This is a genomic window from Nocardia cyriacigeorgica NBRC 100375 (genome assembly GCF_000308555.1).
GTDB classification, from domain to species: Bacteria; Actinomycetota; Actinomycetes; order Mycobacteriales; family Mycobacteriaceae; genus Nocardia; species Nocardia cyriacigeorgica.
Genome location: NZ_BAFY01000096.1, coordinates 1 through 12,379, shown reverse-complemented (window position 1 = coordinate 12,379; position 12,379 = coordinate 1). Strand labels below are relative to the sequence as shown.

The 12,379-nt window shown below is 70.1% G+C and carries 11 protein-coding genes and 1 pseudogene; 8 read left to right on the top strand and 4 right to left on the bottom strand.

Going from position 1 to position 12,379, the window contains the following annotated elements:
• Positions 1 to 37: 37 nt before the first annotated feature.
• Complete coding sequence (locus RJ05_RS09020) at positions 38 to 397, bottom strand: nuclear transport factor 2 family protein (RefSeq protein ID WP_081597245.1); 360 nt, start codon at positions 395 to 397, stop codon at positions 38 to 40.
• A 205-nt stretch (positions 398 to 602) separates the two neighbouring features.
• Between RJ05_RS09020 and RJ05_RS29300 the strand changes: the two genes are divergently transcribed.
• Positions 603 to 1,079: a hypothetical protein gene (locus RJ05_RS29300; RefSeq protein ID WP_051016372.1), complete on the top strand. Its 477-nt coding sequence runs from the start codon at positions 603 to 605 to the stop codon at positions 1,077 to 1,079.
• A gap of 27 nt (positions 1,080 to 1,106) precedes the next feature.
• On the opposite strand, the gene abc-f is transcribed toward RJ05_RS29300, so the two are convergent.
• Complete coding sequence (abc-f, locus tag RJ05_RS09010) at positions 1,107 to 2,714, bottom strand: ribosomal protection-like ABC-F family protein (RefSeq protein ID WP_081597244.1); 1,608 nt, start codon at positions 2,712 to 2,714, stop codon at positions 1,107 to 1,109.
• Positions 2,715 to 2,871: 157 nt separating this feature from the next.
• Here abc-f and RJ05_RS09005 point away from each other — a divergent pair, with 157 nt between their 5' ends.
• From RJ05_RS09005 to RJ05_RS08995, 3 genes and pseudogenes are all read left to right on the top strand, one after another.
• Entirely contained in the window at positions 2,872 to 3,531 is a 660-nt protein-coding gene (locus RJ05_RS09005; protein WP_036535499.1) for a TetR/AcrR family transcriptional regulator, read from the top strand.
• A pseudogene (locus RJ05_RS09000) lies at positions 3,519 to 4,019 on the top strand (sigma factor-like helix-turn-helix DNA-binding protein); the annotation flags it as partial. The gene RJ05_RS09005 and the pseudogene RJ05_RS09000, both read left to right, overlap by 13 nt.
• 73 nt (positions 4,020 to 4,092) lie before the next feature.
• Positions 4,093 to 6,813, top strand: coding sequence for an ATP-binding protein (locus RJ05_RS08995; protein ID WP_036535494.1), 2,721 nt, complete (start codon positions 4,093 to 4,095; stop codon positions 6,811 to 6,813).
• A gap of 9 nt (positions 6,814 to 6,822) precedes the next feature.
• Here the strand turns inward: RJ05_RS08995 and RJ05_RS08990 are convergent, their stop codons facing one another.
• Positions 6,823 to 7,056 (bottom strand): hypothetical protein, encoded by a 234-nt coding sequence (locus RJ05_RS08990; protein ID WP_051016371.1) that lies wholly within the window; start codon positions 7,054 to 7,056, stop codon positions 6,823 to 6,825.
• A 131-nt stretch (positions 7,057 to 7,187) separates the two neighbouring features.
• Between RJ05_RS08990 and RJ05_RS08985 the strand changes: the two genes are divergently transcribed.
• A complete protein-coding gene (locus RJ05_RS08985) occupies positions 7,188 to 7,622 on the top strand; it encodes a nitroreductase family deazaflavin-dependent oxidoreductase (protein WP_036535491.1) in 435 nt (144 codons plus the stop codon).
• 65 nt (positions 7,623 to 7,687) lie between these two features.
• Positions 7,688 to 9,040 (top strand): threonine ammonia-lyase IlvA, encoded by a 1,353-nt coding sequence (ilvA, locus tag RJ05_RS08980; RefSeq protein WP_036535488.1) that lies wholly within the window; start codon positions 7,688 to 7,690, stop codon positions 9,038 to 9,040.
• A gap of 109 nt (positions 9,041 to 9,149) precedes the next feature.
• On the opposite strand, the gene treZ is transcribed toward ilvA, so the two are convergent.
• A complete protein-coding gene (gene treZ / locus RJ05_RS08975; RefSeq protein WP_036535486.1) occupies positions 9,150 to 10,880 on the bottom strand; it encodes a malto-oligosyltrehalose trehalohydrolase in 1,731 nt (576 codons plus the stop codon).
• 85 nt (positions 10,881 to 10,965) lie between these two features.
• Here treZ and RJ05_RS08970 point away from each other — a divergent pair, with 85 nt between their 5' ends.
• Both RJ05_RS08970 and RJ05_RS08965 read left to right on the top strand, forming a co-directional pair.
• Positions 10,966 to 11,580, top strand: coding sequence for a class I SAM-dependent methyltransferase (locus tag RJ05_RS08970; protein WP_036535506.1), 615 nt, complete (start codon positions 10,966 to 10,968; stop codon positions 11,578 to 11,580).
• Positions 11,581 to 11,670: 90 nt separating this feature from the next.
• Positions 11,671 to 12,243 (top strand): TetR/AcrR family transcriptional regulator, encoded by a 573-nt coding sequence (locus tag RJ05_RS08965; protein WP_036535483.1) that lies wholly within the window; start codon positions 11,671 to 11,673, stop codon positions 12,241 to 12,243.
• The last annotated feature ends 136 nt before the right edge of the window (positions 12,244 to 12,379 follow it).

Here is a 12,379-nt window from a genome sequence, read left to right as displayed (position 1 = left end):
CATGACGACTCCTGGAGAGTTCGGAAGGTTGGTGGGGTCAGGCGGCGGCGGGGACCTTGTCGAGGAAGCCGTAGACGTTCGCGATGCGGCCGTCGGCGGCGAGGATCGCGACGTCGAAGCCGATGACGACGGCGGGACCGTCGGCGGGGCCGAGCTCCCAGGTGAAGCGCACCTGGTCGTGGTGGCCGTCCACCGGGCCGCCGGGGCGGAACACCCAGCCGGGGAACTGGGCCTGCACGCCGGCGATGGCGGCGGCCAGCTGCTCGTGGCCGGTGACCGATACCAGCGGGTCGACGTAGCCGGCGTCGGGGGTGAAGACGCGCTCCACGGCGGCGGCGCGGGCGGCGGCGTCGGTGGTGTTCCAGGCTTCCAGGTACTGCTCGACGATGGTGTTCATCGGGGCCTCCATAACGTTGTGATCTGCGGTTTCTCCGCTCGATCGGCTGATGAGAACTACGTTATGGGCGGACAGGGGGTCGCCGAATCAGTCACCTATAAGTACTTTTCCGACGGCATTACCTAATGCACCGGCTCCGGCACTGTAGTGTTCGCCGCCGAGGGACCGGCGCATAGACCGGTCGGGCGGAAAGACGGGGACCCCAGTGGCTTTCGGTAAGAACGACGATATGGCGACCGACACCGGATACGAGCCGTACCCCGCGGGAGCCAACGGCGCCCCGGACGCCTGGCCGGCACCACAGGACCCGATGTCGCAGGAATTTCCGCACACCATGCCCGCGCCGGTGCGGGCGGCGCAGATCATCTCCTGGGTGTTCGGCGCCGTGGGCGCCGCCCTGATGGCCGTGGCGGTGTCGGTGGACAACTGGGAATTGGTCGGCGCGCTCATCGGTGGCTATCTGCCCGCTGTGTTTCTCGTGATCCTGGCGTTCGGCTTCGGAGTGAACGGCAACGGCGTACGCGTGGCCGCGATCGTCGCCGCCAGTTTCGGCATTGTGTTCGGACTCGGCGGGCTGACCCAAGGACTCCCACCCGGTCTCCTCGGCCTGGCCATGTGCCTGGCGATTGTGATCCTGTTGTCGCAGCGCAGCGCGGCAGACTGGTTCAAGCGGCCGCAGTGAGTCCGCGGGGTTTCCCCGCGGCAGTTCTCACACAGCGGCAGGAACGGCACCCACCTCGAGCTGCGCGCCGCGCCAGCGCTGGCGCAGCCGCCGGTCATGGCTGACGATCACCAGTGCGCCGGGGTAGTCGGCCAGTGCCGCCTCCAGCTCCTCGATCAAACCGGGTGAGAGGTGGTTGGTCGGCTCGTCGAGCAGCAGCGCGTCGGTCGGCTCGCTGACCAGCCGTGCCAGCGCGAGGCGTTGGCGTTGTCCGGTGGACAGTTCGGCGACACGGGCGGTGAGCCGGGCACGGTCGAACAAGCCCAGCGCCACCAGGCGCTCGGCCTGCCGATCGGGTTCGCCCCGGCCGCGGGCGAATGCCGCGAGCAGGGTCTCCCCCGGCCTCGCGGACGGCGGCTGCTGGGCGAGGTAGCCGATGCGGCCACGGCGAACCACCGTGCCCGCGTCCGGGATGAGATCACCGGCCAGCACTCGCAGCAGCGTGGACTTGCCCGCGCCGTTCGGACCGGTGATCAACAGGCGATCGCCCGAGGCGAGGGTGAGACCGGTCCGGCCGAGGCGACCCTCGACCATGACATCGGTGGCCTCGAGCACCGCGCCGCGCACCCGGCCACCCGCCAGCGTCGGCGTGAACCGCAACGGTTTCGGTGGCGGCGGCACCGGGTCGTCGAGCAGGCGGCGCAGCCGCTCCTCGGCATTGCGGACCCGGCTCGCCAGTGACTGCTGCACACGCCCGACGGCACGGTCATAGGCCATCTTGTTGTTGTCGCGCATCGCCCGTCCCGGTGCCACCTGACGTGCGGTGGTCGCGGCGGTCTCGCGCATCCTCGCCACCTCCGATTGCCACTGCGCGTACGACTGTTCCCAGCGCTGCCGGGCCGCCGCCTGCTCGGCGAGAAAACCGCTGTAACCGTTGCCGTGGCGCACCACCCGGCGCCGGTCGGCGTCGACTTCGAGCAGGCTGGTCGCGACCCGTTCCAGGAAAACCCGGTCGTGGGAGACCGCGACGGTAGTGCCGCGACGGGTGCGCAGGTGCTCCTCGAGCCAGGTGAGGGCGTCGTCGTCGAGATGGTTGGTCGGCTCGTCGAGCAACAGCACCTCCGGTGCGGCGGCCAGCACGGCGGCCAGGCGCAAACGCACCTGTTCGCCACCGGAGAGCCCGCCGACGGTGCGCGAGCGCGGAACCAAACCGAGGCCGAGGCCGTGCAGGGCTTGTTCGAGGCGGGCATCGGCGTCGTAACCGCCGCGCAGTTCGAAGGCGGTCATCAGCTCGCCGTATTCGGCCATCACGGAGTCGTCGCCGTCGGCCATCGCGGCCTCGAGTGCGCGCATGCGGCGTTCGAGCTCGCGCAGTTCGCTCATGGCGCGGTCGACGACCTGCTGGACCGTCAGGTGTGGCGGGAGCTGCTCGTCTTGTGCGAGATAGCCGACCCCACCGTCGGATTGAACGACGATCTCACCCCGGTCGGGCCGTTCGACGCCGGCGAGCAGGCGCAGCAGGGTGGACTTACCGGACCCGTTCTCGCCGATGATGCCGGTGCGCTCACCCGCGCCGAGCGAGCAGCTGATCTCGTCCAGAACGACGCGACCGTGGAAGGACTTGGTGACCGCGCGTGCGGTGATCTGAGTGGGCATGGACACGCTCCGAAGCATTCGAGGTCGAGGCGGCCGTGACGGGCCGCGGGGACGGGTGAACACTTCGAATGAGCATCGGCAATACCTCACTAGTGCGACAACTGTCGTAATAGGATGACAGCCCAGAACCGTTCCGTCAAGCATCGGATGACCGACGATGAAATCCGCACCGGACAACGACCGGCCCACCCGCACTCCCCGCCCCCGGCCCGGCGGCCGAACAGCCCGTATCCGCACCCAGGTCCTCGAGGCGGTGCACGCCGAGCTGACCGAACACGGCTACGACGCGCTCACCATCGACACCGTCGCTGCCCGCGCCGGCGTGCATCGGGCAACGGTGTACCGGCGCTGGCGCGACGTCGGCGGATTGATCGCCGACGTCTTCGCCGCCGCGGCCGATCTCGACTGGCAGCCCCGCGACACCGGGTCACTGCGCGGCGACCTCGCCGCACTCAACGAGGAGATCCAGGCGTCGCTGACCGAACAGCCCTCGATCGCCGCCGCGCTGATCGCGGTGTCGTTCCGGTCGGAGGAGGCCGCGCGCGCACTACAACAGCTGTGGGAGCAGCGTTACGGACAGTCGGAGATCGTCGTCGAACGGGCGGTGGCGCGTGGGGAGATCCCCGCTGCGACCGACGCGCGCGAGCTGCTGATCGCGGCCACCGCGCCGATGTATCACCGGCTGGTGTTGCTCAGGGCTCCGGCCGAGCCGGGACTCGCCGATCGAATTGCCGACAGCACGGCGCGGGCGGCAGCGGCCGGGGCGTTCGTCGCGGAAGGGGCGGGCGACCGGGGCGACCCTGCGTGTTCGACCTGAGCTACGAGGAGATCGGCGAGGCCGTCGACCGCAGCCCCGCGGCGGTGCGCCAGCTCGCCTATCGGGCGCGAGCGCATGTGGCGGCACGCCGGCCGCGCGGGGTGGTGTCGGAGTCGGAGACCCGCGGGGCGCTCGAGCCGTTCCGGCACGCGGTCGAGACCGGCGAATTACAGGGTCTGCTCGATATTCTCGCGCCGGAGGTGGTGTTCCTCGGCGATGGCGGCGGCGTCGCGCAAGCGGCGTCGGTGCCGATTGTGGGCGCCGAGGCGGTGGCCGGGCTGCTGTCGGCTGGGCTGGGCAACCTCGCCGCCCGGTCGATGGAGACCGCGTGGGTCAACGGGTATCCGGCGCTGATCCTGCGGTTGGCCGGCGAGATCGACACGGTCATCGCGATGCGCGTGGACGACGGGCTGATCGCCGGACTGTATTCGGTGCGTAATCCGGCGAAGCTGTCGCGGGTGCGGCGGGAGGTGAGTTTGCGGCGCTGAGGTGCGGCGGAAAACGCTGTCCACCCATCGCGACTCCAGGCATCAACCCGACGCGGGACGTTACCGTGGGCGAATGCTGCACGGACGGGAAGCCGAACAAGCCGAGATCGATCGGCTGCTCGACGCGGCGCGAGCCGGGCGCAGTGGAGCGCTGGTCTTGCGCGGGGACGCAGGCATCGGGAAAACGGCGCTGCTGGATTACGCGGCGGCGCAAGGCATTCCGGCGGCACGCAGCGCGGGGATCGAGTCCGAGGCCGAGCTGCCGTTCGCCGGGCTGCACCTGCTGGTGCGGCCGGGTATGGAGCTGGTGGAGCGGCTGCCCGAGCAGCAGCGAGACGCACTGCGCGGCGCGTTCGGGCTGGCGCCGCGCGACCCGGGCGACCGGATGCTGATCGGTCTCGCCGTGCTGACGCTGCTGGCCGAGGAATCCGCGGACGGCCCGCTGCTGTGCCTGATCGACGACGCGCACTGGCTCGACCGCGCCACCGCCGAGGCCCTGCTGTTCGCCGCACGCAGGCTCGACGCCGAAGGCGTGGTGATGCTGTTCGCCACCCGCGCGGGCGCTTCCGACTTCCCGGCGCCGGGCATCCCGGAACTCCGGTTGACCGGGCTACGGCAGGAGGCGGCGGCCGCGCTCATCGACAGCACCGCGCCCGACCTCGCGCCGGTGCTGCGGTATCGGCTGCTCACCGAAGCGGCGGGAAATCCGCTGGCGCTGCTGGAACTGCCCGCGGTGCTGGCGGCCGAAACACCCGAGGCAGGACCGAATCCGCTGCCGCTGACCGACCGGCTGCGGATGGCGTTCCACGGACAGATCAGCGGGCTGCCGGAACCGACCTCGACCTTGCTACTGGTGGCGGCCGCCGCGCACACAGCGGATCTGGCGACGGTGCTGCGGGCGGCCGAAACGCTGGGCGCGCAGGTGAGCGACCTGCGGCCGGCCGAGGACGCGGGACTGGTGCACAGCGACGGAAGCACACTGGTGTTCCGTCATCCGATGCTGCGCTCGGCGGTCTATCAGAGCGCGGGGCTGAGCCGCCGGCTGCAAGCCCATCGCGCACTGGCGGAGGTATCGACCGCGCCGGAGGATGCCGACTTGCGGGCTTGGCATCTGGCGGCCGCCGCGACCGGACCGGAGGAATCGGCCGCGGCCGCACTGGAAGCCACCGCCGAACGGGCCCGCGTACGCAGCGGCTATCACGGCGCGGTCGCGGCCTACGAGCGGGCGGCGGACCTGAGCACCGACGCCGACACCCGGGTGCGGCGATTGGTACCGGCCGCTGAAACCGCTGTGGAGGCGGGGCAGTTCGATCGCGCCCGGGCGCTGGCCGAACGTGCCGCGGCGCATAGCTGCGACGAATCGGTGACCGCCCGGCTCGACTCGGTGCGCGGCACCGCCGAATTCGGCGCAGGCCGCCCGCGGACGGCACACGAGCTGCTGTTGAGAGCCGCCGACGCCACCACCGACCCGTCACGGGCCGCGCGCATCCTGGCTCAGGCTGTGCATGCCGCCTGGTATGTCGGCGTGAAGGAACTCGCCGAGGTCGCCGAGCGGGTCCGCGCCCTGTGTTTGCCCGCAGCCGACCCGATGGCGCCGATCATCGGCTACCTGCTCGCCGCCACGCTCGACATCCAGCATCGTTCGGCCGAACAGCCCGCCCCGGCACTCCAGCGAGTCGACCTGCGTGCCGCCGCGTCGGCCGCGCAGCGCAACGGCGCCGACAGCCCGCGCGATCTGGTGCAGATGTGCGGCGCCGGGCTGGTGGTCGGCGCGGATGAGCAGGTGGGTGAACTCGCCAGGACACTGTTGGCGCAATGCCGCGAACAAGGCCGGATCGCCCTGTTGCCGCCGCTGCTGTTCTTCCGGGCCGAAGCCGAACTGTTCCTCGGCAGGCCGAGGGAATCGAGGATCGCGGCGGCCGAAGGGATGCGGATCGCCGAGGACATCGGCAACGGGCATTGGGTCAGTCAGCTGTGCGGTTTCCTCGCCTACCTCGGCGCCCTGGAAGGCGACGAAGGTGAGTGCGCCGAATTGGTCGGCAAGGCGCTGGCCGATGACCTCGGTGGACCAGAGGCGGCAGGCGCGACCTGGACGCACGCGGCGCTCGGCCTGCTCGACCTCGGATACGGCCGGGTAGACGGGGCGTTGTCGCGGCTGACGGCGCTCACCGTGGAACCGGCGCGTCATCAGGTGATCGGGTTGCGGGTGCTGCCGGATCTGGTGGAGGCGGCGGTGCGGGCCGGTGATCGGGGCCGAGCCGAAGCGGCACGAGAACGGCTGACGGCGTGGGCGGACCAGACCGGTGCGGACTGGATCGCCGCGCTCGCGCATCGCGCACGAGCCCTCACCGCCGCCGACGAGACCGCCGAACGCCACTTCCGCGCCGCGCTCACACCCGCGGGCCGCCCGTTCGACACCGCGCGCACCCAACTGCTGTTCGGTGAGTGGCTGCGCCGCGACAAACGCAAGACCGAGGCGCGCACCCTGCTCGAATCGGCCGCCGAAACCTTCGATCGGCTCGGGTTCGCGCCGTGGGCGCAGCGGGCCCGCACCGAACTCGCCGCGCTCGGCGTCGGTGCGGCGACCCGGCCCGCACACGGGCTCGCGGCCGCGTTGACACCGCAGGAATTGCAGATCGTCCGATTGGCCGCGCAGGGGATATCGAATCGGGAGATCGCCGCGCAGCTGGTACTCAGCCCGCGCACGGTCGGCCATCACCTGTACAAGGCGTATCCGAAGCTCGGGGTGGTCTCGCGCGGGGAGTTGGTGGATCTGCCGCTCGGACCGCCGTGAACTGCGCGGCTACCGGGCGCGCAGCAGCCCGGTGATCCACACCAGGCTGCCCACCGCGGCGGCGGCGAGCACCGCGACCTGCGCCGAACCGACGATCAGAGCCAATGCCAGCAGCGTCGCCAGCCCGGCGGCGAGCGCCTCCAGCTTGTACACCGGCCAGGCGCTACCCGCGAGGTCGATCACGGCCGGGCGGGCCGGCAGCGGGCGGCTCGCGGCGCGGACTTCGGGGTAGGACGCGGTCATATCTTCAGGGTATACCGGACAGCAAAGTTAGGGCCAGCGAACTTTTTGTCGCGGGTGCCACAGCAGCCGGTCGGAGCGGCTGTTCGGCAGGCGCGGGAACAACCGCGCGGCCCCGCGCTGTTTCCGCAGTTATGCCACTTACTGGGGAATACGCACCGAGCACCTCCGATTGGGCCCGCAAGCAGGCCGAGACCTACGAAAAATCCGGCGGTGAGAAGGGCACCACGCTCAAGGGCGTGCCCGTCGTCTTGCTCACCACTCGCGGCGCCAAGACCGGCAAACTGCGCAAGACGCCGTTGATGCGGGTCGAGCACGACGGCGAGTACGCGGTCGTCGCCTCGCTGGGCGGGGCGCCCAAACATCCGGTTTGGTACCACAACATCAAGGCCGAACCGCACGTCGAACTGCGCGACGGCACGGTGACCAAGGATTACACCGCGCGCGAGGTCTTCGGCGAGGAGAAGGCGCTGTGGTGGGAGCGCGCGGTCGCGGTCTGGCCCGACTACGCCGAATACCAGAAGAAAACCACCCGCGAGATCCCGGTCTTCGTCCTGACCCCGCGCTGATCGGTTCGCACCCTCGCCGACCACCCGCCGCAGCGGCCGACCGCGGCGGGTGGCACGATATTCGGGTGTCGGATCCGGTCGATGTCCTCGCTGAACTGCCCACCCGTCCGCCGTTGAACGCGGACGAGATCGACGCGGCCGCGAAGCGAATTGCCGACATCATCGACCCGACCCCGCTGCAGTTGTGCCCGCGGTTGTCCCAGCTCACCGGCGCGCAGGTCTACCTCAAGCGCGAAGACCTCACCGTGGTCCGCTCCTACAAGCTGCGCGGCGCCTACAACCTGGTGGTCCAGCTCAGCCCAGGCGAACGCGCCGCAGGCGTGGTCACCGCAAGCGCGGGCAACCACGCACAGGGCGTCGCGTTCGCGTGCAAGGCCATGGGCATCAACGGCCGCATCTACGTGCCGACCACCACCCCGAAGCAGAAGCGCGACCGCATCCGCATCCACGGTGGTGAGTTCGTGGAACTGATCGCGGTCGGCGAGACCTACGATGCCGCCGCCGCGGCCGCCGCCGATGACGTGGCGCGCACCGGCGCGACCATGGTGCCGCCGTTCGACGACACCCGCACCGCCGCAGGCCAGGGCACCATCGCCGCGGAAATCCTGGACCAGCTCGGCCGCGCCCCCGACCTGGTGGTGGTCCCGGTGGGCGGCGGCGGCTGCCTCGCCGGTATCGGCACCTACCTGCGCGAACGCTCCCCGCAGACCGCGATCCTCGGCGTCGAACCGGCGGGCGCGGCGTCGATGACGGCGGCGCTGGTGGCCGGTGGCCCGGTCACGCTGCCCGAGATCGACCCGTTCGTCGACGGCGCCGCGGTGCGCCGGATCGGCGATGTGCCGTACGCGGCGGTGTCCGGCTTCGGTGGCCGGGTGGTCACGCACGGTTCGCTGCCGCTGCTGGTGGCGACCGAATCCCCGTCGGGGGCAGGGTCGTTCCGGATGATGCAGGTCGATGAGGGCGCCATCTGCACCGCCATGCTCGACCTCTACCAGAACGAGGGCATCATCGCCGAACCCGCGGGCGCGCTGGCGGTGACCGCGCTGGCCGGGGTGGACATCGAACCGGGGTCCACCGTGGTGTGCCTGGTGTCCGGCGGCAACAACGACGTCTCCCGCTATGGCGAGGTCATCGAACGCTCCCTGGTGCATCAGGGGCTCAAGCACTATTTCCTGGTGGACTTCCCGCAGGAGCCGGGCGCGCTGCGCCGCTTCCTGGACGAGGTGCTCGGACCCGACGACGACATCACCTTGTTCGAATACGTCAAACGCAACAACCGCGAGACCGGGGCGGCGCTGGTGGGTATCGAACTCGGTGCGCCGGAGGAACTCGAGTCGTTGCTGGCGCGGATCGAGGCGTCGCCGATCCAGTGTGAGCGGCTGGAGCCGGATTCGCCGGCTTACCGTTATCTGACCTGAGCAGCTGCGACCGATCTCGACGTTGCCTCGCTGACGCTCGCGTTTCCGACGGGCGGGGCCGGCGTTGGTAGTGCTGCCGGGCAGCGTCGAGTGACGAGCGGGTGCCTGCTCAGCGCGGCTCGGTGTCGAGGACCGCGAAGGAATGGCCGTCGAGTTCGGTCGCGCCCTCGCTCTGGGAGGGTGGGTCCCAGCCGAGCAACACCTCTCCCGTCACCGGCAGCGTCACCGGTTCGGCGGACAGATTGCAGGCCAGGGTCAGCGCGCCGCGGCGGATCACGATCCAGCGGGCGTCCTCGTCGTAGTCGATGTCGGCCAGGGTCGCCCATCCACTGGTGATCTCGGGACGGCTGCGGCGCAGGGCGATCAGCTCGCGGTAGCAGGTCAGCAGGCGCGCGCGGGTGACCTCGGCGGTTTCGGTCCAGTCCAGCTTCGAGCGCGCGAACGTCGCCGGGTCCTGCGGATCGGGGACGTCGTCGGTGGACCAGCCGTGTTCGGCGAATTCGGCCCGGCGCCCGGCGGCGGTCGCGGCGCCGACCTCGGGATCGGTGTGCGAGGTGAAGAACTGGAACGGCGTGCGCGCACCCCACTCCTCCCCCATGAACAGCATCGGCGTGTATGGCGAGAGCAGCACCAGTGCCGCCTTCACCGCAAGCTGACCATCGGACAGATAGGCGCTGGGACGGTCGCCGAGGGCGCGGTTGCCGACTTGATCGTGGGTGCAGGTGTAGGCCAGCAGCGACGACGCGCTGAGCACGGCACGGTCCAGCGGCCGGCCATGAGTGCGGCCGCGGAAGGTGGAATAGGTTGCGGCGTGGAAGAACCCGTGCGCCCAGGTCTGTGCCAGGCAGGCCATGGAGCCGAAATCGACATAGTAGCCCTGCTGTTCCCCCGAGACCGCGGCGTGGATGGCGTGGTGCAGGTCGTCGTTCCACTGCCCGGCCAGCCCATAGCCGCCCGCCGCGCGTGGCGTGATCAGCCGTGGATCATTGAGGTCGCTTTCGGCGATCAAGGTCAGCGGGCGGCCCAGCTGCGCGGCGAGTCGGTCGGTTTCGGTGGCGAGTTGGGCGAGCAGATGGGTGGCGGTGGTGTCGGCGAGCGCGTGCACCGCGTCCAGCCGCAGGGCGTCGATATGAAATTCGCGGAACCAGCGCAGCGCATTGTCGATGATGTAGCGGCGCACCTGGTCCGATCCGGGGCCGTCCAGATTCAGCCGCCGGCCCCACGTGTTGTGCTGGTCGGCCAGATACGGTCCGAAGCGCGGCAGATAATTACCCACCGGACCGAGGTGGTTGTAGACCACGTCCAAGGCCACCGCCAGTCCGCGCGCGTGGCAGGCCTGCACGAAGCGGCGCAGCCCGTCCGGCCCGCCGTACGGCTCGTGCACCGCATACCAGAGCACCCCGTCGTAACCCCAGTTGCGCGGGCCGTCGAAAGCGTTGACCGGCATCAACTCCACCACGGTCACGCCGAGATCCACGAGATGATCGAGACGCTCGATCGCGGCATCGAAGGTCGCGCCGGCGGTGAACGTGCCGACATGCAATTCGTAGAACACCGCGCCCGCGAGCGGCCTACCGGTCCAGTGGGTGTCGGTCCAGACCTCGGGGTCGATGCGGTGCAGGGCCGAACGGGTGTGGACGCCGTCGGGTTGCCGAGGTGAGCGCGGGTCGGGCAGTACCGTCGGGTCGTCGTCGAGCAGATAGCCGTAGCGGGCGCCGGGCGCGGCGGCCACGTCCGCGCGCCACCAGCCGCCGGCCGTGCGCGTCATGGGATGGACGACGCCGTCGACGTCCAGCCGCACCAGGTCCGGCGTCGGCGCCCACACCTCGAATACGGTCACCGCGCCAGCATGGCACGGCCCCGCCGGACCGGGCAGCTCGGTGCGGCACTGGTGCGCCGGTGTGGTTGCTGACACAGTGGAGGCCGTGGGTATCTACAACGATCAGGTCGTCCCCCGGCTCGTCGAGGTCGCGTGTGGCATCAAGGCCAACGACAAACTGCGCGCGCAGGTGTGCGGCGGGCTGTCCGGCCGGGTGGTGGAGATCGGGTTCGGCTCGGGGCTGAACGTGCCGTTCTATCCGCCGGCGGTGCGGTCGGTGAGTGCGGTGGAACCGGCCGACCTCGGCTGGAAACTGGCCGAGAAGCGGGTGGCCGCGGCGACGGTGCCGATCGAGCGCGCCGGCTTGGACGGCCAGTCGCTGCCCTTCGCCGACAACAGCTTCGACGCGGCGGTCTCGACCTGGACCATGTGCACCATCCCCGATATCGACGCCGCACTGGCCGAGATCCGCCGGGTGCTGGTGCCCGGCGGCACGCTGCATTTCGTGGAGCACGGGCTCGCACCGGACGCTAAGGTGCAGGCCTGGCAGCACCGGCTCAATCCGATCCAGAACGCGGTCGCCGGCGGCTGCAATCTGAACCGCGATATCCGCGCGATGATCGAGAACGCCGGGTTCGAGATCCGCGATATCGACATCTTCTACGGCGGTCGGCCGAAGTTCATGGTGGCGCAGACGATCGGGGTCGCGGTCTCGCCCTGACCAGGAACCCGGAACCGCCTCGTATTGCCCCCCGCCTCGGACCGCCCACGCTATTTGTATTGATCAGTCCAAAACAGTTATGGTTACCGCATGGCGCGACCACGAGGCTTCGACGAGGACGCAGCAGTCGATGCGGCCATGCGCGCGTTCTGGTCCGCGGGATACGAGGCCACCTCCACCCAGGATCTCTGCGCTGCGACCGGCCTCGGCCGCAGCAGCATCTACAACACCTTCACCAGTAAGCACGACCTGTTCGAGCGGGCACTCGGCCGCTATATGGCGGTCAAGAACGCCGCCACCGAGCAGGTACTCGACTCCGACGCCTCGGCCGTGGAGAAGCTGCGGACCCTGCTGTGGCGCGTCGTCGACGCTCCCGACGACGATCCGATCGGCTGCCTGGTGGTGAATTCGACCGTCGAACTCGGCCCCCGCGACCCGGCGGTGGCCGCGAAACTGCGTGCCGATCAACGCTATCGGCTCGACCTGCTCACCGCCGTCATCGAGCGCGGGCAACGCGACGGCGAGATCGGCCGCGACAAAGACCCCCGCACCCTCGCCCTGTTCGTGATCGCCACGATCGGCGGACTCCAGGTGGCCGCTCGCGGCGGCGCCGACCGTGCCGAACGCGCCGCCATCGCCACCACGGCGCTCGGCGCACTGTAACCCCCACGACCCCAACGTCTTTCGAGCCGTGCGCACACTGCCCGCATTTTGGACTGATTAATTCAAAACGATGGAAGGTTTCCCGTGCCCATAGCCATCTACATCCTGGGTCTATCGATCTTCGCCCAGGGCACCT